Raw genomic sequence first — 22,552 nt, 5'->3', positions numbered from 1 at the left:
GACGGCGCACCCGCGCGTCCTCCTCTGCGGCGCCGGGGCCCGACGCGGTGGCGCGGTCAGCGGACTCGGCGGGCACAACGCCGCGATGGCCGTCCTGGACGCCTGACCCGCACGCCGGAGAACGCGCTGACGCGCTCAGTGGTGACGGTGGTCCTGGATGGTGATCTTCGGGCCACGACGCGGCTTGTGGATGCCGCTCCGACCGATGAGCCGCAGCACCCGCTGCCGGTGACCCGCCCAGGGAGCGAGCAGTTCGAGCATGCCGTCGTCGTCCACGGGTGAGCCGGTGAGCGCCTGCCCCACCGAGGCCGCGAGGTGGTAGTCACCGACACTCACGGCGTCGGGGTCACCGTGCGCTCGGAGCGTTACCTCGGCGGCCGTCCACACGCCGATGCCCGGCAGACTCTGGAGGCGCCGTGACGCGTCATCGGGGTGCTCGTCGATCGTCCGCTCGATCGCGGAGGCGAGTCGCGACGACCGCACGACCGTCTCCGAGCGCTGCGGCCCGACACCCGCCGTATGCCACTCCCAGCTCGGGATCATCCGCCAGGTCTCGGCGGACGGCGCGACGACCATGCCCTCCGGGGCTGGACCAGGAGCGACATCGCCATGTCGGCGCACGAGCAGGCGCCACGCACGCCACGCTTCGAGTGCGGTCACCTTCTGCTCGAGGATCGACGGCACGAGCATCTCGAACACGAGCCGGTTGCGACTCAACCGCAGTCCCGGGTTCCGCCGGGACACCTCGGTGAGGAGCGGGCTCCGGCTCACGTCGAGTTCCGACCAGTCGTCGTCGCGCCCGAGCAGCTCCGGCACGCCGGCGATCATCCACTCGGCTCCTGTGCCCCAGGCGGTCGCCTCGACCTCGCCGTCGCGGACCGTCGAGACGTACAGGGTCGCGCCGCCCTGTGGGGTGCGCGCCGTCAGCCAGACCCCGCCAGGCGTGCGGCGGTAACAGGGGCCGTCGCCTCCCCGGGCGATGAGGCGCAGGGTGCTGTGGACGTCGAGTGGACCACTCGGCCGGTACACCGTCCGTATCGGATCCGACGCGTGCGACACCGGTCCGGTCGGCTGCAGCGCGGCCTCGACGGACGACAGCGATGGAGCGGCGAACGATGTGGTGGCGGACATGGTGGTCACCCTACGTGGTGACCACCGACATCCGGCGACGCCGACGGCGGCTGAGGATCGCGAGGACGCCCCGACCGCCGCCGATCCGCTATCGCACCAGGCGGAAGTCATACCCGGCCTGATCGACGAACGTTCCGTTCACGCGTTGCTCGACGCGTCCGCCCTGGTAGCGGCCCGGGAGGTAGTCCCGACTCCATTCGACGGTCCACGAGCCCGAGGAGTCGGCCTTCGTCGTCCCGAGTCGGGTGCCCCAGGCTCCGATGATCTCGATGTCGGCCTGCGGTGTCGCCGTGCCGGTGAACACGGGCCGCGTACCGGTGAGGGTGTCGCCGATCCTCGGCGACGTCACCCTGAGGACGGATGCGACGGTGAAGTCGTAGACGGAGCGGTGCGTCTCGACGCCGCCGATGATCTGTCGGACGGTGCCACCCGCGTACCGGGCGGGGAGCAGCGACTTGTTCCAGCTGATCGTCCAGCGTCCACTCGCAGCGACGGCCTCGGTGGTGCCGACGAGATCGCCCCAGGCGCTCCAGATCTCGAGCCTCGCACCGGGCTGTGCCGTGCCGCTGAACACGGGCACCGACGAGGAGATGACGCCACCGCTCGCGGGCGACTCCACGACAAGCGGTGCGACGACCGCGTGGGCGGCCACGGTGAAGTCGTACGGCGCGCGAGACTGCTCCACCCCGTCGATCTCCTGGCGCACCGAGCCGCCGCTGTACCGACCGGGGGTCAGGCTCTTGTTGATCGGCGCCGCCCAGCGATGGTCGTCTCCGACCTCGGCTGCAGCGATCTCCGTACCCCAGGCACCGATCACCCGGATGGTCGCGCCCGGCTCTCCACGACCGCTGAACACCGGGTCTGCGGTCTCGACGGTCTCCCCGATGGCGGGCGAGAGCAGGGTGACGTCCTCGACCGGGCCCGGCTCGGGCGTGGGCTCCCGATAGGTGAACCGGAGCGGTGCCGTGGTGCGCTGTTCCCCGAAGACCTGCGTCGCGGTCGCGGTGTACGCGCGCGGCTCGAGCGTCCGGAGTGACTGCTGACTCCAGGCGCCGCTTCCGTCCACCTCGACGTCGACCAGTGTCACACCCGTCGTGTCATCGAGGACGGTCACCCGCGCGCCCGGTTCTCCGAGACCGGAGAACACCGGACGCGGATCGTCCACCGTGGCGTCGAGTGCGGGCGTTCGGACCGTCACCGCTGTGACGACGCGGTAGGTCAGCGACCAGTTCGCGGTCGAGTCGTCAGAGCGTTGACGAACGGTGCCGGACTGCGCTCCGGGCGCGAGATCGCGGGTCGGAACGGCAGACCAGGTGCCCTCTGCGGTGACGGTCGCCGTGGCGAGTGGTCCGCCGGACGAGTCGAGGACCTCGACGACCGCATCGGGCGTGCCTCGCCCGCTGAACACGGGACGTGGCTCCCGGACGACGGAACCGGGCGTCGGCGCTTCGAGGGTGACCGGGATGGCGACGGGGACGGGATCGAGTCCCTCCGGGGTGACCCGGTCGGCATCCACGACCGAGCCGAACCCGCCCACGGCCAGCCTGCCGTCGAACTGACGAAGGAAGCCGCCTGCTCCGCCGTTCGAGACGAGGCCGTATCCGCTGACACGGTCGTTCGCGAAGACCTCCCAGCCCCATTGCTGCGCGGTCGAGCCGGTGCAGACCGCCGGGTACACGTACTTGTAGGCCTGCGACGGATCAGGCTGGAGGCACCTCGTGACGCCTCCGACCGTGGTCGTGACCGGACCGGACGCGTCCACCGACGGGAACGTCCAGCGGCCGGATGCGGCGAGCGCCTGGTCGAGCGTGGCGTGCAGCGTCACCCTGGCCGGGTTCAGGACGTCCGTCGAGCCACCGACCGCAAAGAAGGCGTCCGAGCCGGAGGGGAACGCCTGGCCGACGAACCTGCCCTCGACCGAGGACACCGCCGGGGTCGTGTCAGGCGCCGGCTCGGTGGCCCGGGCGGCCGGACCGGTGAGCAGACTCACCGTCATGCCGAGCAGACTGACGATGGCGATGGGGATGGGGAGTTTCATGGGCGACCTTTCGCAAGGGTGCGCCCGAGACGACCCGAGGGAGGGACGTCCGGACGCACCGGCGGAGCGTTCGCGAACGAACGCGGTCAGCCTACAAGTATTCCAGTTGCTTAATCCAGTATGTCGACCGACTGCGAGTCACCAGTCGCTGGGAGCCGGTGCCTTCGTGGGCGGCAGGGCCACATCCCTCGCCCACTGCGCCTGCCACGCAGGCAGGTCGGTTGGAGCCGGGCCGGTGAGCTCGATGAGTTCCGAGAGCGCCACCACGCCGCCCGTGCGCTTGAGGAACCGACCTCGCACGAGGGCTTGTGTGTAGATCTCCCCGCCCACGACCACCCGGTGTTAGATGAACACGCCCTTGTCGTCATAGCCCGTGACCCGGGTCTCGACGGTGAAGCGCTGCCAGGGCTGCAGCGACTTCCGGAAGGTGATGCTCTCACTCGACACCACCGGGTACCAGCCCAGGTGCTTGAAGCGATCCCAGAGTCCGTTCCGGATCAGGAGGTCGAAGCGGCCGAGATCGAAGATCGAGAGGTACACACCGTTGTTCATGTGGCCGAGGACGTCGAGATCGGTCGGCAGCACGCGCAGCCGGATCCGACCGACGTCCCAGGTGTCGAGGCGCTCGCCGCGACGGGCTCGACGGCGAGACTGCAGGAACATGGCGATGGTGCGGAAGATGAGGTGCACGGATGCGACCGTATCCCGACAGCCCCATCACGTGCGACGTCGTTGTCCGACCCCGACAACGAGGCCGCTCCGAGACGGCCCGACAAGCGATTCCTGGCACAAGCGGCAGTGCCCGCGAACTAGTCAGCGCCGACGGTGTTGCCCTCCCCGCTGTCGGTGACCACCGGGGCCGACGAGGTCGCGACCTTGTTGCCGTTGGCTCCTTCGACGAACGTGACGTTGTCGACGGTCGAGACGTTCACGAGGGTGATGGAGCTGTTGAACGAGAGGTTCACGACGGCTCCCGTCACGGTCACGATGCCGTTGGAGGCCTCCACCACGACGGTCTCGCAGTCGCCGTCGATGGTCACGTTGGAGCTGTCGTCGACGATGGTCGCCGTGCCGTCAACGCACTCACCGGTGACGTCGGGGATCGCGTACTCGGAACCGGTGGTGGATTCGGCGGCAGTCGTCGGTGACGCGCTCGACGTCGACGTCGCATCCGCGTCGGTGCATCCGGCGAGGGCGACGATGGCGAGGCCCGCGGCGGCGAGGAGGGTGGGTTGCTTGGACATGGGTGCTCCTTCGGAGGCTCGGTAGGGGGAGGCAGGAGCCGCCGGCCCGGTGCAGTGACACCGGGCCGGCGGCCCGATGGTCAGCTCACTGGGTGAGGGTGAAGTCGTACCCGGACGAGGCGATGACCTTGCCGCCGACGGTCTCGGTCACGGTGCCGCCGAAGTACCGCGCCGGGAGATAGTCACGCGGCCAGGTGATGGTCCACTCCCCGGTCCGTGGGTCGGCGATCGCGGAGCCGAGGTCGGTGCCCCACGCGCCCGTGATCCGCACCCGCGCCCCCGGGTTCGCCGTACCGGTGAACACCGGCCTGGTGCCGGTGAGGGTGTCGCCGACTTTCGGCGAGGTGACGACGAGTCGGGGCTGGACGATCGTGAAGTCGTAGACGAACGTGTGCGTCACGGCCCCGTCCACGAACTGCTTCACCGTTCCCCCGACATAGCGGTTCGGAAGCAGACTCTTGTTCCATGTGATCGACCACGCCCCACTCGAGTCGACCTCGTCAACCTCGCCGAGGACGGCACCGGACGCACCCCGGATCTCGATCCGCGCGCCAGGCTGGCCGGTCCCGGTGAACACCGGGGACGTCTCGGTGACCGTCTCGCCGATCGTCGGAGACGTGACCAGCAACGGAGTGACGCTCGACGCTGCAATCGTGAAGTCGTAGACGAAGGTCTGGGTCGGAGCACCGACCACGGACTGCTCCACCGTGCCGCCGACATACCGTCCCGGCAGCAGGTCCTTGTTCCACCTGATCGACCAGGCACCGTTCGCGGCGACCTCCTCAACCGATCCGAGCACCCCGCCCCACAGCCCGCGGATCACGATCCTCGAACCCGGCTGCGCCGTCCCCCGGAACACCGGGGTCGTCTCACGGATCGTGTCGCCGGACTTCGGCGACTCCACCACCAGCGGCGCGACGGGCGCCGGAGCAGCGGACTCGAACGTGGCGGACCAGACCTGGTTCAAGCCAGAACCCGCCTGGGTCACCCGACCCTCGGCCGCCCCGACCGGCGCATCGGCCTTCGCCGTCAACGTCAGCGCGACGTCCCGGTTCGTCCCCGTCACCGTGCCACGGAACCCCGGCAGCGCCGCGTCCCAGGTGAACCCGCCCGTCGCCGTCCCCGACGCGAACCCGGCCGGCACCACGATCTCCGTCGCACCGGTCGCCGTCTCGTTGAACGCTAGCGGCACGTCGACCGTCGCCCCCTGCATCACCGCGACGTCTGGCACGCTGACGGCGGGCGCTTCGCCAACCCACGCCTGGAGTTCAGCGATCTGTACGCGTCGGTCGCCCCAGGTGATGCGCCCACCCCGCGCAGCGCCGAGTCGTGCGTCCTCGTCGGCGGTCAGGGTGAACCGCAACGAGGTGGAACCGACGGGAAGGGTGCCGGTCAGCCCGCTCGACGAAACCGAGAATGCCGGATCGTCGACCGCCGTGATCGTCGTCCCGGCCGGTGGGGCGATGTCGATCCGCTGGCCTCCAGCGTCCGCACCGAAGGTCGCTTCGACGACAGCCGCCTGCCCGCGTGACACCGCGGGCACCGGAACGGAGACCGTCGGGTCGAGGTAGAGCGTCAGGTCCAACTGGTACCCCAGCCACGTGGGCCCGTCGTCGAAGATCAGGTGAGTCGGATACCCCCCGCCTGACCATTTGATGGAGCTCACGACGCGGTCGCCCAACTCGATACGCCCACTGTGGTCCATCGTGACGTCGTAGACGTCTCCCGCCGAGCAATCGCCCAGGGCGACGGTGCGGCTTCCCCCGATCAGCACACCAGGCACGAGGCAGCGTTCGCCCACTCGGATCGGGCCGGTGGCCCCGAGCGCAGGAAAGAGTGCCTCGGCTGCCGAGTCGAGCGCCTCCGCCCGGGTCACTCCCCCGATCTCCGTGGCGGCGACAAGCGAGCCCTCGGCCCCTGGGGCGAGACCGTAGTAGCCGTCGCTCCCAGGACGCCACAACACGAACTTGCCAGCGAGCGGTGCTCCGCTGTCGACCGACTCAGCGGTCGGGGTTGCAGCTGTGGAAGCCGGCGAGGTCGGCTCGCCGACCGAGGCGGAGCCCCACGTGGCACCGGCCGGGGTGACTGCCAGCATGCAGAGTGTGAGAAGAGATGTCATGAGCTTCATGAGGGGAGGAAGCAACCTTTCGTTTACCAGATGATCGCTCGAAGCCGTCACCACAGCGAGACGGTCACCCGATCGGGCGCGCTCGAGCTGGATCAAGTTAGCAGATATATCAGCACGGTACATTTGAGTCGAACATGGAGATGACACCGCCATGTTCACGCCCCGCACACGCCGGGCCGATGACGGTTCGTCGCATCGGCGGCCCGGTGGATCAGCGGGTGAGGGTGAAGTCGTACCCGGTCGAGCCGATGACCTTCCCGCCGACCGTCTCGGTCACGATGCCCCCGGAATAGCGCGCCGGGAGGTAGTCACGCGGCCAGGTGATGGTCCACTCCCCGGTGCGCGGGTCGGCGATCGCGGAGCCGAGATCGGTGCCCCACGCGCCCGTGATCTGCACCCGCGCCCCCGGGTTCGCGGTACCGGTGAACACCGGACGAGTGCCCGTGATCGTGTCGCCGAACGTCGGCAATGTCACGACGAGCTGCGGCTGCACGAGGGTGAAGTCGTAGACGAAGGTGTGCGTCGGTACCCCGTCCACGAACTGCTTCACGGTGCCTCCGGCATACCGGCTCGGGAGGAGGCTCTTGTTCCACGTGATCGACCACGCACCGCTCGCGTCGACCCGCTCCACCGAGCCGAGGACGTCGCCCCACGCGCCACGGATCTCGATGCGCGAACCCGGCTCGCCGGTCCCACTGAACACGGGGGTCGTCTCAGTGATCGTCTCGCCGCGCCTCGGCGACTCGACCACCAGAGGGGCGATCGGCTCGTCCGGCGCACGGACGATGTTCGCCGTGAAGTCGGCGATCGTGATGCGGGAGGAACCGTAGGTGACCTTGCCGCCCGTGGCCTCGCCGACGGGAGCGTCGTCGTTCGCCCGCAGCGTGAACCTCAGCGTGGTCGCGCCGACCGGCAAGACACCCCCGATGCCCAACGCGTCGAGGGTGAAGGCCGGGTGGTCGACCGCAGTGATCCGCGTGTTCGCCGGGTGGTAGACGTCGATGCGCTGACCACCGGCATCGGCGTTGAACGTCGCCTCCACTTCCACGGACTGACCGGGGGCGAGCGTCGGCGTGGGGATCGAGGCGCCGGGCGCGAGCGGCGCCGAGACCGTGAAGTCGAAACGCACCTGGACATCCGACCCGGTTCCGCTCTGGCTCGCGGTTCCCGTGTAGCGGCCGGGCTCGAGCCGGATCGACGGAACCGACCAGGACGTGGAGTCCAGGGGGACGCTCGTGGTCGCGAGCAGGACCTGCGCGTCGGTGCGGATCGAGATGGACGATCCGGGCTGCCCGATACCGCTGAACGTGGGGGTCGGTGTGTCCACCGTGGCGCCGATCGCCGGGGTCCGCAGTTCGAACGGCTCGATCGGAGCCAGCTGCGACTCCACGACGACGTCGGTGAGCGCGTCCATCGTGAGCTCGACGAAGGTGTCGGTGTCCGTCCCGCCCAGGGAGTACGGACTCGACACCGGGTACAGCGCGTAGCCGGCGACCCACTTGTTCGAGACGTACCGCCACTCGAAGTCCTGCGACGGGGCCCCGGTGCACGTCCGGGCTGCGACGAGCGCCCGGGAGCCGTCGCCCGCGGGCGTCAGGCAGAGCGCCGAAGAGGTTCCCGTGCCGGTGATCGGCCCGGCCGCACCGACGGCAGGGAGGGAATACGTCCCCGCGAGCGACGCTGCTCCGCCCACCGAGGACGAGTACAGCCGCTGGACGTTCCGACCCGACTCCGGCGCGGAGAGCCCGACGTACGCCGAAGATCCGGTGGAACGGTTCTGCAGGACGAGCTTGCCGATCACCCTCGACGTGCCTGCCGAAGGGGCCACGGCGCCCGACGCACCGGGGACGTCCCCGGTGCCGAACGCGTCACCGGCTCCGTCGTCGTGCTCCTGTGGGTCCGCGATGGACCCGACTGGCGGAGCGGCGGACGCCGGGACCGGGAGTCCCACCGCGGTGAGCAGGATGGTCGCAGCGACCACGGCCGAGAGTGTGGATCGCAGGAACAGGGAGCGCGGAGCACGAATCAGAGCAGTCACGAGGACCGAGGCTACTCATCTGGAATATCGCCGTGGGGGCTGCCGCCGAATCTGTGGAGAACTCGCCCCTCAGTCGGTCGGCACGTGCCGCTCGTCGGGCCCGACGTACTCGGACAGCGGACGGATGAGCGCGTTCGACGCGAGCTGCTCGGCGATGTGCGCCGTCCACCCGATGATCCGAGCGGCGACGAACAGCGGCGTGAACGTGACCGTGTCGAACCCGATCAGGTTGTACGCCGGGCCCGAGGGGTAGTCGAGGTTCGGCTTGATGTTCTTCCGCGCGACCATGTCCGCTTCGAGCGTCGTGTACAGCTCGAGGATCTCGGGCTTGCCGTAGTGCTCGGCGAGCCGCTCCAACGCCTTGAGCATCGTCGGCACGCGCGAGTCGCCGTTCTTGTAGACCCGGTGTCCGAAGCCCATGATCTTGCGCTTCTCGGCGAGCGCCGCGTCGAGCCACGCGCTGGCCTGGTCAGCCGTCCCGATCTCGTCGAAGACGTGCATGACGGCCTCGTTCGCCCCACCGTGCAGGGCGCCCTTGAGCGCGCCGATCGCGCCGGTGACCGCCGAGTACAGGTCGCTGAGGGTCGAGGTGATGACCCGGGCGGTGAACGTCGACGCGTTGAAGGAGTGCTCCGCGTAGAGGATCATCGAGACGTCGAACGCGTCGACGACGACCGGATCGGCTTCTTCTCCGAAGGTCATGAAGAGGAAGTTCGCACTGTAGCCGAGGTCGTCGCGCGGCGGGACGAGCTCGAGGCCGTGGCGGCGGCGCTGGTCGTAGGCGACGATCGCCGGTAGCTTCGCGTACAGGCTCGCGGCCTTCACCGCGTTGGCCTCGGGGGTGTTGACCTCGGCGGTCGGGTCGTTCGCACCGATCACGCTGACGGCCGTGCGGAGGGCGTCCATGGGGTGGCTCTCGGTCGGGAGGAGGTCGATGGCCGCCTTGACGTTGTCGTCGAGCGCGCGCTGGCCCCGCTCCAACGCAGTGAACTCCGCGAGTTCGGCGTCCGTGGGCAGTTCACCGTTCCAGAGCAGGTAGGCGACCTGCTCGAAGCTGCAGTGCTCGGCGAGCTCCTGGACCGGATACCCGCGGTAGAGCAGGGAGTTCGTCTCCGGGTTCACCTTCGAGACGCTCGTCACGTCGACGACGACGCCGGCGAGACCCTTCTTGATGTCGCTGGTCGCTTCGGTCATGCGTTGCTCCTTTGCGTACTGCCTGCGCGCGTCCTGCGCGCGTCGGTCGAGCTTGGCACCCGGCTGGCCCTCCGACAAGCTCGGGGAGCGGAGACCCAGGTGGTGTTCACCGGTGAGGGGACGCCTACCGGTCGATGGTGAAGTTGAAGACCGAGGTGTCGAAGCGGTTGTAGCCCTCGTAGTCGATCAGTTCGTAGAGGTCGGCACGGTGCTGCATCTCACCGAGCTTGCTCGTGAGCGAGCCCTCGTCGTTCAGCGTGTCGAGCGCGCGACCCGCGGCGCCCATCGCGATGCGGAGGAGCGACACCGGCCAGATGACGATGTTCACGCCCACATCGGCGAGCTGCTGACTCGTGAACAGCTCGCTCTTGCCGAACTCCGTCATGTTGGCGAGGATCGGCACGTCGACCGCGTCGCGGACGGCGGCGAACTCCTCGAGCGACCGCATCGCCTCGGGGAAGATCGCGTCGGCTCCGGCGTCGACGAGCTGCTTGGCCCGGTCGATCGCGGCGTCGAGACCGTCGACGGCGGCGATGTCGGTGCGCGCCATGATGAGCAGGTTCGCATCGCGCCGGGCGTCGACGGCGGCACGGATCCGGCCGAGCGCGGTGGAGGTGTCGACGACCTGCTTGCCGTCGAGGTGGCCGCAGCGCTTCGGGTTGACCTGGTCCTCGATGTGCAGCCCGGCGAGCCCGGCGTCCTCGATCTCCTGGACGGTGCGCGCGACGTTCATCGGCTCCCCGAAGCCGGTGTCGGCGTCGACGATCGCGGGCAGCTCGGTCATCCGGGCGATCTGCTTGGCGCGACCGGCGACCTCGGTGAGGGTCGTCAGTCCGATGTCGGGCAGCCCGAGGTCGGCGGAGAGCACCGCGCCGGAGATGTAGACGCCGTCGAAGCCCTTCTGCTCGATGAGCCTCGCCGAGAGCGGGTTGAACGCGCCCGGGAAGCGCAGCAGCTCACCGGTGGCGAGTCGCTCGCGGAACAGCCGGCGCTTCTCCGCCGGCGTGGTCTCGCTGTACAGCATCAGCACAGTCCCTTCTGGAGGTCGGCCGGCATCAGAACAGGCCGGTCGGGTGGGGTGCCGAGGCGAGGACCCCGGAGGCGGCCTGGATGCTCAGCTGCTTGACCTCGTCGGCGTCGAGCTCCGGGAGGCGTTCGGCGAGCGCGAGGAAACGCTCGATCTCCTCCGCATCGAGGACGTCGGCGGCGAGCGTGCGGAACTTGTGGACGTAGTCGGCGCGCGCGAACGGCCGGGCGCCGAGCGGGTGGGCATCGGCGACGGCGATCTCGTCGACGATGGTCGACCCGTCCGTGAGCGTGATCTCGATGCGCCCGCCGAACGCCTGTTCGGCCGGGTCGAGCGAGTGGTAGCGGCGCGTCCACTCAGCGTCCTCCGCCGTCGAGATCCGGTGCCACAGCTCGACGGTGTCGGCTCGGGTGGCGCGTTCGGGACGGTAGGAGTCGACGTGGTGCCACGCGCCGTCCTGCAGCGCCACCGCGACGATGTAGGGGATGGAGTGGTCGAGGGTCTCGCGCGACGCCGTCGGGTCGTACTTCTGCGGGTCGTTCGCGCCGGAGCCGATGACGTAGTGCGTGTGGTGCGAGGTGTGGAGGACGATGCGGTCCACGGCTCCGGGGGCGAGGACTTCCGGGTGCTCGTGGTGCAGCTTGCGGGCGAGGTCGATCCACGCCTGCGCCTGGTACTCCGCCGAGTGCTCCTTCGTGAAGGAGTCGAGGATCGCGAGCTTCGGCTCACCGGCGCCGGGCAACGGGACGTCGTAGGAGGCGTCGGGGCCGTCGAGCAGCCAGGCGACCACGCCGTCCTCGCCCTCGTAGATCGGCGACGGGCTGGTCTCGCCGCGCATCGCCCGGTCGACGGCCTCGACCGCCATCTTGCCGGCGAACGCGGGAGCGTGCGCCTTCCAGGTGGAGATCTCGCCCTTGCGCGACTGGCGGGTGGCCGTCGTGGTGTGGAGCGCCTGGCCGATCGCCTGGTGGATGGTGGCCTGGTCGAGGCCGAGCATCGTGCCGATGCCGGCCGCGGCGCTCGGGCCGAGGTGTGCGACGTGGTCGATCTTGTGTCGGTGCAGGCTGATCGCCTTCGCGAGGTCGATCTGGATCTCGTAGCCGGTCGCGATCCCGCGGACGAGGTCGGCGCCCGTGCAGCCGACGTGCTGGGCCACCGCGACGATGGGCGGGATGTTGTCGCCCGGGTGCGAGTACTCGGCGGCGAGGAAGGTGTCGTGGAAGTCGAGCTCGCGCACGGCGACGCCGTTGGCCCAGGCCGCCCATTCCGGGGAGACGCGGCGGGCGAGGTCGGGCCCGAACACGGTGGCACCGTCGCCGCCGGTGCTGACGGGGTGACTGAGCGCCTGGGCGCGAGCCGAGGAGACGGGCCGGCGCGTGAGCGAGGCGGCTGCGACGGCGGCGTTGTCGATCACCCGGTTGATGATCATGTCGACGACCTCGGGCGTCACCTCCACCGGATCGGTCGCGACGCGGGCGAGCTGCCAGGCGAGCTGTCCTTCGCGGGCGAGGTTCTCGTCGCTGCGGTGGACGCGCAGGTGGTGCTGGATCACGGGTGTTCCTTTCGGGTGCGGCCCGTCCGAGTGTGCTGCGGGGCGTCGCATCCTCCAGCCTACGCCCGCGGGTCCGTCGCGCCGCAGCAGGAGAACCGCCCGGGAACAGGACATTTCGCGTGGAACGGTCCTGCTGTCGCGCCGATCTCCTGGCGCCGTGGAATACCAGCCTCGTTCTCCGCATCCACCCAGCCCGCGTACACCGCGCATACGGCGGCCGCGGCCAGAGTGACACGCATACTGACCCTGACGAACCGAAGGAGACGACCGTGCCGATGCACACCCCTGGGGCACCACAGACCCCGCACCTGTTCGGCGACGTGGTCCGAGCCGAGGCGCTCCACTACACCGAACTGTTCGCGGAGAAGCCGTTCGTGCCGGCCCTGCTGCTCTACTGCTCGAACGGCGCATACCGCATCCTGTCGCCGGGCGAGGACCACCCCGGCAGTTACGTCGCCGAGGGGCCGCTGTCCGCTGAGCGGGTGCGCGTGAACTTCATCTCGTGGCCGTCCGAGGACTGGAACCGGAACGTCGCCTTCCACGTGCTCGACTTCGACCGGACGACCGGAGGGTTCACCCAGCGGCTGCGGCTCCCGGGCGATCCCGAGCCGAAGCACCAGGCCGGCCGCCATACCGAGGTCACCGACCTCGGTGCCTGGGACGCGGACACGACGTGGGAGACGGCCGAGCCGCTCCTCCACGAGACCCTCGAGGCACTCGCCCGCGGCTGAGGGAGGGAGCGGTGGGCCGAGCGAGCGGCTGGCCGTCACCGGACGGGACGCAGCACCGTGTCCGGACGATCGCCGACGGTCGGCGTCAGGCGGCGAGCAGCTGTGGGTCGGCCGCGGGGCGCAACGGGGTGATCGTCGCGTCGGCGAGCGCGTCCTCGGCCTGCGGCAACTCGACGACGATCGGAGCCGCCGCGGTCTCGAAGCGGTCGGCGATGTCGAACATGAGCGCGTCGAGGCGGGTGCGGAGCGCGTCGGCGATGGTCACCACCACCTCGGAGGAGGCGTCCTTCCGGCCGCGTTCGATCTCCGACAGGTAGGGCGTCGAGACGGCTGCGGCGGTCGCGACGTCCTGCAGGGTGCGCCCCTGTTCGAGGCGACGCGTACGCAGGGCCGCGCCGAGGGCTTCGCGGTACAACATGGCGACTCCTTTCGGCTGCGGGCGCGGGCTCCGTGACCGCGTGCTCTCACTGTAGGCGCGGCTCGGCCAGGCTCGGGGAGCACGCGTTCTGCCGTCAGCGGACAGGGCGAGCCGTCCGCTACAGGAAGATGTCGGGGTAGAGCTCCGACTCGTCGACGCCCGGTGAGTACTTCGCGAGGTCGGTGACCCCGGCCTCCGCGAGGACGTCCTCCACGATGAGCGACCGACCCGTGAGCTCACGCGCCGACGCCGTCAGGACCTCGTAGGCCGCGTCGGCGTAGATCTCCGGGGTGCGACTCTTCGCCAGGAGGGCCTCGCCGCCGAGGATGTTGCCGACCGCCGCCGTCTTGATCGTCGTCTTCGGCCAGAGCGTGTTCGCGGCGATGCCGTCGCGTCCGAACTCGGCAGCGAGACCGAGCGTCACCATCGACATGCCGTACTTCGCGAGTGTGTAGCCGGTGTGCGCGCCGAGCCACTTCGGGTCGAGGTTGAGCGGTGGTGACAGCGACAGGATGTGCGGGTTCTCCGCGTCCTTCAGCATGGGGATGGCCGCCCGCGACAGCATGAATGTGCCACGCACGTTCACGTCCTGCATGAGGTCGTACCGTTTCGCGTCGAGATCGAGGGTGCGCGCGAGGCTGATGACGCTCGCGTTGTTGACGACGATGTCGATGCCGCCGAACTCACCGGCCGTCTCGAACACGGCCCGCGTGATGTCGTCGTCGTTCCGGACGTCGCCGAGGATCGGGAGCGCCTGCCCACCGGCCTCGCGGATCGCGTCCGCTGCGGTGTGGATCGTCCCCTCGAGGCGGGGATCGGGCGTGTCGGTCTTGGCGAGGATCGCGACGTTCGCGCCGTCGCGGGCGGCACGCAGGGCGATCGCGAGGCCGATGCCGCGGCTGCCGCCGGACATGAGGATGGTCTTGCCGGCGAGGGTGGTCATGCGGTGGGCTCCTTCGGGGTGGTGGTGGTCGACGCGGCGGCGCGCTTCGCCGACGCGGCGGCGAACGCTGCGACGCGCGCGACCGACTCGGGCGTCTCGATCGCCGCGCCGATCGTGCGGGCTTCGTCGTCGAGGGCGTCCTGGTAGCCGCGGGCGGCACTCTCGCGCAGCAGTCGCCTCGCCTGACCGAACGCGGCCGTGGCTCCGGTCAACCAGAACGCGGCCACCTCGCGGGCGCGGGCGTCGAGCCGCTCGGCGGGGACCACCTCGGTCACGAGCCCCCAGTCGAGTGCCTCCTCGGCGCTCAGCATCCGCGGGCCGAGGGTGAGTTCGAGCGCCCGACGCATGCCGACCGCCTCGGGCAGCAGGGTGCTCACGCCGCAGTCGGGCGTGAGGCCGATGTCGGCGTACTTGCTCACGAACTTCGCCCGGTCGGACGCGATGATCACGTCGGCGACGAGCATGAACCCCAGTCCGCCGCCCGCGACAGCCCCCTGGACGGCGGCGACGATCGGCTTCGCGACCGACTGCAGGGTCCGGTGGCCCTCGTGGATGATGTCGGCGAGTTCGGTGACGAAGGCGCCCGTCGATCCTGCGCTGCCGTCACCCATCCGCGACATCGCGAGGACGTCGCCGCCCGCGCAGAACGCCGGTCCGTTGGCGTCGAACAGGACCGCCCGGATGTCGTCGCGCTCCGCGATCTCCAGGGCGAGGTCGCGCCACCGTCTGGCCGCACGGTCGTCGATCGCGTTGAGGCTCGCGGGCCGGTTGAGCGTGAGGTGCGCGAGGCCGTCGCTCACCTCGAAGAGGATGGTGTCGTCGCTGGTCACGGAGTGGCTCCCTGGTCGGTGGATGGGTTCGTCGGCATCGGAGAGCCGGTCATTTCGGCGCCATCCGGATCGCGCCGTCGAGGCGGATCGTCTCACCGTTGAGGTAGCCGTTCTCGACGATGTGCAGCGCGAGTGCGGCGTACTCGTCGGGACGGCCGAGGCGGGCCGGGTACGGCACCTGGTGCCCGAGCGACTCCTGCGCCGCCTCGGGCAGTCCGGCGAGCATGGGCGTCTCCATGATGCCGGGCGCGATCGTCACGACCCGGATCCCGAAGCGTGCCAACTCGCGGGCGATCGGCAGCGTCATCGAGTGCACCGCCCCCTTGGACGCGGCGTAGGCGGGCTGGCCGATCTGTCCGTCGAAGGCGGCGACGGACGCAGTGTTGATGATGACGCCGCGGTCCCCGGCGCCGTCGGCGGGGTCGCCGTCCGGATCGTTGTGCTGCATCGCGTCGGCGGTCAGCCGGATGACGTTGAAGGTGCCGAGGACGTTGACGCGGAGGACGCGTTCGAAGGCGTCGAGGTCCGCCGGACCGTCGCGGCCGAGCACCTTCGCCGGTGGTGCGATGCCGGCGCAGTTCACGACGACCCGCAGCGGGCCACGCGACACCGCCGCTTCGACCGCCGCCTGCACCTGCTCGCCGTCGGTGACGTCGGCGGGCACGAAGGTCGCGAACCCGCCGAGCTCCTCGGCCCGCTCCGCCCCGGGTGAACCGGGGAGGTCGACGAGCACGACGCGCGCACCGGCACCGGCCAGCCGCGTCGCGGTCGCGAATCCGAGTCCCGAGGCGCCGCCGGTGACGATCGCCGAACTACCGGTCACATCCATGTCGTGGTTCCCTTCACCTGGTGGGCGCGCCCATCAGAGGCGCTCGATGATCGTCGCGTTGGCCATACCGCCGCCCTCGCACATCGTCTGCAGACCGTACCGGCCGCCGGTCGCCTCGAGCTGGCCGAGGAGGGTGGCGAGGAGCTTCGTCCCGGAGGCGCCGAGCGGGTGCCCGAGGGCGATCGCCCCGCCACGCGGGTTGAGCCGGTCGTCGTCCACCCCGAACTCGCGTTGCCACGCGAGCGGGACGGACGCGAACGCCTCGTTGACCTCGAACGCGTCGATGTCGTCGATGTCGAGCCCGCTGCGCTCCAGGATGCGGCGGGTGGCGGGGAGGATGCCGGTGAGCATCTCGATCGGGTCGCTCCCGACCGCGGCGAAGGAGACGAAGCGCGCACGCGGTGTGAGCCCCAGCTCGATCGCCCGGACCTCGCTCATGATGAGCGCTGCGGACGCGCCGTCGGTGAGAGGCGAGGCGTTCCCCGGGGTGATCCGCCAGGCGATCTCCGGGAAGCGCGCCGCGAGCCGCTCGTCGCGGAAGACGGCGGGGAGTCCGGCGAGCGCCTCGGGGGTCGTTCCGGCTCGGACCGTCTCGTCGGTCGTGACGACGGAGCCGTCCGGGAGGGTGACGGCGACGACCTCGCCGTCGAAGCCGCCGGACGCCCAGGTCGATGCTGCGCGCTCGTGGGAGCGGGCGGCGAAGGCGTCGAGTTCGTCGCGGCTGAGGTTCCAGCGGGCGGCGATGAGTTCGGCGGAGACGCCCTGGCCGACGAGGCCCTCGGGGAAGCGAGCGCGGAGGGCAGACCCGAACGGGTCTGCGCCCTGCACGTTGGACCCCATCGGCGCCCGACTCATCGACTCGACACCGCAGGCGATGACGACGTCGTCACCCGCCGACATGATGCTCTGCGCGGCGAAGGTGGTGGCCTGCTGGCTGGAGCCGCACTGCCGGTCGATGGTGGTGCCGGGGGTCTCCTGTGGGAGGCCTGCGGCGAGCGCCGCGTTCCGCGCGATGTTCTGCCCCTGCTCGCCGGACTGGGTGACGCAGCCGGCGTAGACGTCCTCGATGACCGCGGGATCGATGCCGGTCCGCTCCACGAGCGCACGGATCGTGCCGGCGAGGAGGTCCGTCGGGTGCACGGCGTTCAGCGCACCGCCCGGTTTGCCCCGGCCGGACGGTGTCCGGATCGCGTCGACGATCACTGCAGTGCGCATAGCCATCTCCTTCGAGGTCTGCGTCCACCCTAGGCCTGGCGCCTTCGTGGACGGCGGCGGTTGTGGCCCTTCGACAAGCGAGGGACCGGAACGTCCGTGTCCGCTGGGCCGGCCCGACGATCCGCGGTCGGCGCCGCGTACGATTGAGCGGTGGCCGACCCGAAGATCCTCCTGTACTACGCGTTCGCTCCCCTGGCGGACCCGGAGGCGATCCGGCTGTGGCAGCGCGACCTCTGCGAGTCGCTCGGTCTCCGTGGCCGCATCCTCATCTCGAAGGACGGCATCAACGGCACCGTCGGCGGCGAGCTCGACGCCTGCAAGCTCTACGTCCGCAAGACGAAGGAGCACCCCGCGTTCCGCGACCTCGACGTGAAGTGGAGCGACGGCTCCGGCTTCGACGAGGACGACCCCGTCCGCACGGCCAGGCACCGGCCAGCGCCCTGGCGTCGGAGTAGCGACTTCCCGAAGCTCAGCGTGAAGGTGCGCGAGGAGATCGTCTCCTTCGGCGCCCCCGGTGAGCTCGTGGTGGACGAGCACGGTGTCACCGGCGGCGGGGTGCACCTGCAGCCGACGGAACTGCACGAGCTCGTCGCGGAGCGTGGCGACGACGTCGTGTTCTTCGACGGTCGGAATGCGTTCGAGGCCGAGATCGGGCGGTTCGCCGGCGCGGTCGTCCCCGATGTCGCGACCACCCGTGACTTCGTCGCCGAGCTCGACAGTGGCAAGTACGACCACCTCAAGGACAAGCCGGTCGTCACCTACTGCACGGGCGGCATCCGCTGCGAGGTGCTCTCAGGACTCATGCGTTCTCGCGGCTTCGGCGAGGTGTACCAGCTCGACGGCGGCATCGTCCGGTACGGCGAGCAATTCGGCGACGACGGCCTGTGGGAGGGATCCCTGTACGTGTTCGACAAGCGGGGCTCGCTCGAGTTCAGTGATCACGCGGCCGTCATCGGGCACTGTGTCGTCTGCGACGCGTCGACGAAGCACCTGCAGAACTGCGCCGACCCCTCCTGCAAGACGCAGTTGGTCGTGTGCGAGGCGCACGCGGACGGGCCCGACGGCGGCCCGCGATGCGCCGTGCACACCGGGGCCGACGTCTCCACCGATGCTCGCGCCGGCCAGCCCGCCTGAGCCGCCACCGTCATGACCGCCCACTTCCGCCTCCGCACCGAGCTCTCCGGGACGATGCAGCAGGCCTTCGACCTCTCGCGGTCGATCGACGCCCACCTCGGATCGATGGCCGACACCGGTGAACGGGCGGTCGGCGGCGTGACCTCCGGCCTCATCGGTCTCGGTGAAACCGTCACCTGGCGGGCGAAGCACTTCGGTGTGCCGTGGACGATGACGAGTCGGATCACCGCGTTCGAGGAACCCCACCGGTTCACCGACGAGCAGGTGTCCGGTCCGTTCCGGACATTCCGCCACGTCCACCTCTTCGAACCACTCGAGCGCCCGATGGGGACGGCGCGGACCATCATGCTCGACGACGTCACGTTCGCAGCGCCGTTCGGTCCGCTCGGCGTCGTGGCCGAACACGTCGCGCTCACCCGGCACCTGCGACGGCTCATCGAGTCGCGGAACCGGTGGCTGGCTGCGGCACTTCGACAAGCTCAGTGACCGGAGGGTGGGGCTCAGCGACCGGAGGGTGGGGCGGTACGGTCCCTGAGCCTGTCGAAGGGCGTCGGATACCTCGACATCGAGATAACCCGACACTCGTCGTGCCACGCCCCGACCACGCACATGCGCCCCTGCCAAGATGGAGCCATGGGTGCTCGCACGAAGTCGAAACTGGCCATCATCGGGGCGGGGAGCGTCGGTTCATCCCTCGCCTACGCCTCGCTCATCCGCGGCAGCGCCCGGCGGGTGGCGCTCTACGACATCGACGGCAAGCGCGCCTCGGCCGAGGTCCTCGACCTCGCCCACGGGACGCAGTTCACCGGTTCGAGCAGCATCACGGGCGGTGACGACATCTCGGTCGTGGCCGATGCGGACGTCGTCGTGATCACGGCCGGCGCGAAGCAGGAGCCCGGCCAGACCCGACTCGACCTCGCTGGAACGAACATCCGCATCCTCGAGCAGCTGCTCCCGAAACTCGTCGAGCAGGCGCCGGACGCCGTCTACATGCTCGTCACGAACCCGTGCGACGTCCTCACCGTCGCGGCCCAGCAGATCACGGGGCTGCCGCGCGAACGCGTCTTCTCCTCCGGCACCGTCCTCGACACCTCCCGGCTGCGCTGGTTGCTGGCTGAGCGTGCGGGTGTCGCGACCTCGGCGGTGCACGCGCTCATCGTCGGCGAGCACGGCGACAGCGAACTGCCGCTGTGGTCGCAGGCGACCATCGGCCCCGTCCCGATCCTCGACTGGGAGCTGCCCGACGGCTCGCGCTTCACGGAGCAGCAGCTCGACGAGATCGCGACCGACGTCCGGACGGCCGCCTATCGCGTCATCGAGGGCAAGGGCGCGACGAACTACGCGATCGGGCTGTCGGGTGCTCGCATCGTCGAGGCCATCCTCGGCGACGAGCACGCGATCCTGCCGGTGAGCACCGTGCTCGACGGGTACCACGGCGTCAGCGGCGTCGCCCTGTCGGTGCCGAGCACCGTCGACCGCTCGGGCGTCCGCTCGGTGGTCGAGGTCGCGATGTCGCCCCGCGAGGAGCAGCAGTTCGCCGACTCGGCCGCTGCGGTCCGCGCGTCGCTCGACTCCCTCGGGCTGTAGCAGCCGACCTCCCTGACCCTTCCCCTCCCCCGTTCCCCAACTCAGGAGCGCCCCGGCGTGTCGGGGTCACCGCCCGGCGTGTCAACGCGACACGCCATGCGCACTCCTGAGTTGGGGCGGTTCGGTACCGATGTCCGGAGTTGCCGGATCTCCCCCGAGCGGCCGATGTGCAACCGGTGTCGGCCCCGATAGCGTTGCAGGACGAGGCGCGGATCCGGCCGCGCCCCTGGGGAGGCACCGGATGACCGCTGGCGTGACGATCGAGTTCGATGGACTCTCGAAATCCTTCGGGGCGGTGCAGGCGGTCGACGACCTGACGTTCCACGTGGAACCGGGCAAGGTCACCGGCTTCCTCGGCCCGAACGGAGCCGGGAAGACGACGACCCTGCGCATGCTGCTCGGCCTCGTGCAACCGACGTCGGGGAGGGCGACCTTCGGCGGTGTCCCCTACGCCAAGCTGCCGGTCCCAGCAGCGACCGTCGGAGCGGCTCTCGAGGCGGCGAGCTTCGTCCCCGGCCGCACCGCCCGCAACCACCTGCGCGTGCACGCTTCGGCAGCGCGTCTGCCGGCGAGCCGGGTGGACGTCGTGCTCGCGCAGGTCGGCCTGCTCGAGGTCGCCGACCGACGCGTCGCCGGATATTCACTCGGCATGCGACAACGGCTCGGCCTCGCGACCGCGCTCCTCGGCGACCCCGGTGTGCTCGTCCTCGACGAACCGATCAACGGGCTCGACCCCGAGGGGATCAAGTGGATCCGCGGCTTCCTCACCGCACTCGCGGCCGAAGGGCGGACCGTCCTCATCAGCTCGCACCTGCTCAGCGAGGTGCAGCAGTCCGTCGACGAGGTCGTGATCATCGCGAAGGGGCGGCTCGCGCACGTGGGCACGCTCGCGAGCCTCGACGCCGCCGACACCCTCCGCGTCGTCGTGAACTCCCCGGAGCACGAGCGGCTCGCCACGGCGCTGACCGCCGCGGGGTACACCTTCGACCAGGCCCGCTCGGGGCTCGTCGTGCACGATGTGGAGGCGATCGACATCGGCCGGGTCGCGCTCGCCGCCGGCATTCCGCTCAGTGCGTTGTCGCGGCATCGATCAGGGCTCGAGGATTCGTTCCTCGCGCTCGTCAGCGGTGGGGAGGACCACGCATGACCTCCCTTCTGGCAGCCATCCGCTCCGAGTTCCTCAAGGTGTTCACCACCCGCGTGTGGTGGGGCCTCGCGCTCATCCTGTTCGTGTACGTCGGTTTCGCCGCGGCCGGGGCGGCGCTCCTCTTCGCCAACATCCCGGGCGCGGCCGAGTCCAGCGGGGCCGGGGCGCAGGCGACGAGCGAGATGCTCACCCAACCCGGTCTCATCTACGGCTTCGCGACGAGCATCGGGTACGTCTTCCCCGTCCTGCTCGGTGCCCTCGCCACGACCGGCGAGTTCCGGCATCAGAGCCTGACGCCGACGTTCCTCGCGAACCCGAACCGCGGCCACGTCCTCGTCGGCAAGGTCCTGGCACTGACCGGGGTCGGCGCACTGTACGGCGTGATCGCGCTTGTCGCGTCCGTCGGTCTCGGCGGCGGCGCCCTGTCCATCAGCGGCATCGATCCGATGCTGACCGACTCCGACACCTGGGCGCTCATCGGTCGTGCGGTGCTCGCGATGGCCCTGTGGGGTGCGATCGGCGTCGGTCTCGGGGCGGTGCTGCCGAGCCAGGTGGGCGCGATCATCGTCGTGCTGGCCTTCACGCAGTTCGTCGAGCCGCTGCTGCGCCTCGCCTCCTCGTTCTCCGAGGTCACCGCGTCCATCGGCCGGTTCCTGCCGGGTGCCGCGACGGACGCGCTCGTCGGACCGAGCTTCTACTCGATGATGTCCGCTCAGCAGGACGCGCTGACCTGGTGGCAGGGCGGACTCGTCCTCCTCGGTATCGGGGTCGTCGTCGCGCTCATCGGCTACGCCACGACCTGGCGCCGCGACGTCACCTAGGCAGGGTGCGCGCGCTGGCTCGAGCCAGGCAGCCCCTCGGTGGGGAGGCGTAGGCTCGACGGACAGCCACCGACCGGTCACCGCACCGGAGACAGGAGCACCATGGGCCGCGCATACCTCGTCGAGCAGGTCGAGCACGAGGGTGGCAAGCCCACCCGGACGGTCGACCTCCGCGACCTCCCCGACGACTCGCTGCCCGACGCCGCCGTCACCGTCGACGTCGAGTACTCGAGCATCAACTACAAGGACGCCCTCGTCCTCACCGGGAAGCCGGGCGTCGTGCGGTCGTTCCCGATGGTCGCGGGCATCGACCTCGTCGGCGTCGTCGCAGCGTCGAGTGATCCCGCGTGGACGGCCGGCGACCGCGTGGCCCTGTTCGGTGACGGCCTGAGCGAGACCCGGTACGGCGGGCTCTCCGAGCGCGCGAAGGTGCGGTCCGACGCGCTCGTCCGCGTCCCCGACCACGTCTCGAGCGCACAGGCCGCCGCGATCGGCACCGCCGGGTACACCGCGGCCCTCGCCGTGCTCGCGCTCGAGCACGGCAG

The 22,552-nt window shown here is 70.2% G+C and carries 22 protein-coding genes; 7 read left to right on the top strand and 15 right to left on the bottom strand.

Features of this window, described 5'->3' with window-relative positions:
* Window positions 1–135 precede the first annotated feature (135 nt).
* From IFT89_RS16235 to IFT89_RS16195, 10 genes are all read right to left on the bottom strand, one after another.
* Window positions 136–1,131 (bottom strand): DNA-3-methyladenine glycosylase family protein, encoded by a 996-nt coding sequence (locus IFT89_RS16235; RefSeq protein ID WP_244650768.1) that lies wholly within the window; start codon window positions 1,129–1,131, stop codon window positions 136–138.
* An 88-nt stretch (window positions 1,132–1,219) separates the two neighbouring features.
* Window positions 1,220–3,169: a hypothetical protein gene (locus IFT89_RS16230; protein WP_202939468.1), complete on the bottom strand. Its 1,950-nt coding sequence runs from the start codon at window positions 3,167–3,169 to the stop codon at window positions 1,220–1,222.
* A gap of 138 nt (window positions 3,170–3,307) precedes the next feature.
* Window positions 3,308–3,499 carry a hypothetical protein gene (locus IFT89_RS20855; RefSeq protein WP_307783532.1) on the bottom strand — a complete coding sequence of 64 codons (192 nt, stop codon included), beginning with the start codon at window positions 3,497–3,499 and terminating at the stop codon, window positions 3,308–3,310.
* A gap of 12 nt (window positions 3,500–3,511) precedes the next feature.
* Window positions 3,512–3,859: an acyl-CoA thioesterase gene (locus tag IFT89_RS20850; RefSeq protein ID WP_307783531.1), complete on the bottom strand. Its 348-nt coding sequence runs from the start codon at window positions 3,857–3,859 to the stop codon at window positions 3,512–3,514.
* A gap of 119 nt (window positions 3,860–3,978) precedes the next feature.
* Complete coding sequence (locus IFT89_RS16220; protein WP_202939467.1) at window positions 3,979–4,413, bottom strand: hypothetical protein; 435 nt, start codon at window positions 4,411–4,413, stop codon at window positions 3,979–3,981.
* An 85-nt stretch (window positions 4,414–4,498) separates the two neighbouring features.
* Entirely contained in the window at window positions 4,499–6,508 is a 2,010-nt protein-coding gene (locus IFT89_RS16215) for a hypothetical protein (protein WP_202939466.1), read from the bottom strand.
* A 244-nt stretch (window positions 6,509–6,752) separates the two neighbouring features.
* Entirely contained in the window at window positions 6,753–8,579 is a 1,827-nt protein-coding gene (locus IFT89_RS16210; protein ID WP_202939465.1) for a hypothetical protein, read from the bottom strand.
* 69 nt (window positions 8,580–8,648) lie between these two features.
* Entirely contained in the window at window positions 8,649–9,773 is a 1,125-nt protein-coding gene (locus IFT89_RS16205; protein WP_202939464.1) for a bifunctional 2-methylcitrate synthase/citrate synthase, read from the bottom strand.
* 124 nt (window positions 9,774–9,897) lie between these two features.
* Entirely contained in the window at window positions 9,898–10,797 is a 900-nt protein-coding gene (gene prpB / locus IFT89_RS16200) for a methylisocitrate lyase (RefSeq protein ID WP_079706378.1), read from the bottom strand.
* Between the two features lie 31 nt (window positions 10,798–10,828).
* The gene (locus IFT89_RS16195; RefSeq protein WP_202939463.1) at window positions 10,829–12,403 is read right to left on the bottom strand and encodes an MmgE/PrpD family protein; all 1,575 of its coding nucleotides are present in this window, start codon (window positions 12,401–12,403) and stop codon (window positions 10,829–10,831) included.
* Window positions 12,404–12,621: 218 nt separating this feature from the next.
* Here IFT89_RS16195 and IFT89_RS16190 point away from each other — a divergent pair, with 218 nt between their 5' ends.
* A complete protein-coding gene (locus tag IFT89_RS16190; RefSeq protein ID WP_137244228.1) occupies window positions 12,622–13,083 on the top strand; it encodes a hypothetical protein in 462 nt (153 codons plus the stop codon).
* An 85-nt stretch (window positions 13,084–13,168) separates the two neighbouring features.
* On the opposite strand, the gene IFT89_RS16185 is transcribed toward IFT89_RS16190, so the two are convergent.
* The 5 genes from IFT89_RS16185 to IFT89_RS16165 form a co-directional block, all read right to left on the bottom strand.
* Window positions 13,169–13,501, bottom strand: coding sequence for a helix-turn-helix domain-containing protein (locus tag IFT89_RS16185; protein WP_137244229.1), 333 nt, complete (start codon window positions 13,499–13,501; stop codon window positions 13,169–13,171).
* Window positions 13,502–13,619: 118 nt separating this feature from the next.
* Window positions 13,620–14,444: an SDR family oxidoreductase gene (locus tag IFT89_RS16180; protein ID WP_064294896.1), complete on the bottom strand. Its 825-nt coding sequence runs from the start codon at window positions 14,442–14,444 to the stop codon at window positions 13,620–13,622.
* A complete protein-coding gene (locus IFT89_RS16175; protein ID WP_202939462.1) occupies window positions 14,441–15,274 on the bottom strand; it encodes an enoyl-CoA hydratase/isomerase family protein in 834 nt (277 codons plus the stop codon). The genes IFT89_RS16180 and IFT89_RS16175 overlap by 4 nt, the downstream gene beginning before the upstream one ends.
* Window positions 15,275–15,323: 49 nt before the next feature.
* A complete protein-coding gene (locus IFT89_RS16170; RefSeq protein WP_086475200.1) occupies window positions 15,324–16,103 on the bottom strand; it encodes a 3-hydroxyacyl-CoA dehydrogenase in 780 nt (259 codons plus the stop codon).
* 33 nt (window positions 16,104–16,136) lie between these two features.
* On the bottom strand, window positions 16,137–17,318 hold the full coding sequence (locus IFT89_RS16165) for a thiolase family protein (RefSeq protein ID WP_202939461.1): 1,182 nt from the start codon (window positions 17,316–17,318) through the stop codon (window positions 16,137–16,139).
* Window positions 17,319–17,468: 150 nt separating this feature from the next.
* Here IFT89_RS16165 and trhO point away from each other — a divergent pair, with 150 nt between their 5' ends.
* The 6 genes from trhO to IFT89_RS16135 all read left to right on the top strand — a co-directional run.
* Entirely contained in the window at window positions 17,469–18,452 is a 984-nt protein-coding gene (gene trhO, locus IFT89_RS16160) for an oxygen-dependent tRNA uridine(34) hydroxylase TrhO (protein ID WP_202939460.1), read from the top strand.
* A gap of 12 nt (window positions 18,453–18,464) precedes the next feature.
* On the top strand, window positions 18,465–18,938 hold the full coding sequence (locus IFT89_RS16155; RefSeq protein ID WP_202939459.1) for an SRPBCC family protein: 474 nt from the start codon (window positions 18,465–18,467) through the stop codon (window positions 18,936–18,938).
* A 147-nt stretch (window positions 18,939–19,085) separates the two neighbouring features.
* Window positions 19,086–20,039: an L-lactate dehydrogenase gene (locus IFT89_RS16150; RefSeq protein WP_202939458.1), complete on the top strand. Its 954-nt coding sequence runs from the start codon at window positions 19,086–19,088 to the stop codon at window positions 20,037–20,039.
* Between the two features lie 241 nt (window positions 20,040–20,280).
* Entirely contained in the window at window positions 20,281–21,186 is a 906-nt protein-coding gene (locus IFT89_RS16145) for an ATP-binding cassette domain-containing protein (protein ID WP_137244235.1), read from the top strand.
* Window positions 21,183–22,007, top strand: coding sequence for an ABC transporter permease subunit (locus IFT89_RS16140; protein ID WP_202939457.1), 825 nt, complete (start codon window positions 21,183–21,185; stop codon window positions 22,005–22,007). The genes IFT89_RS16145 and IFT89_RS16140 overlap by 4 nt, the downstream gene beginning before the upstream one ends.
* 102 nt (window positions 22,008–22,109) lie before the next feature.
* A partial coding sequence (locus IFT89_RS16135) for an alcohol dehydrogenase catalytic domain-containing protein (RefSeq protein WP_202939456.1) occupies window positions 22,110–22,552 on the top strand: 443 nt, incomplete at its 3' end.

The sequence above is a fragment of the Plantibacter sp. CFBP 13570 genome (assembly GCF_014841395.1).
GTDB lineage: Bacteria > Actinomycetota > Actinomycetes > Actinomycetales > Microbacteriaceae > Plantibacter > Plantibacter auratus.
Note: the sequence above shows the minus strand (reverse complement) of the source record. Positions and strands in the feature narration are given on the sequence as shown.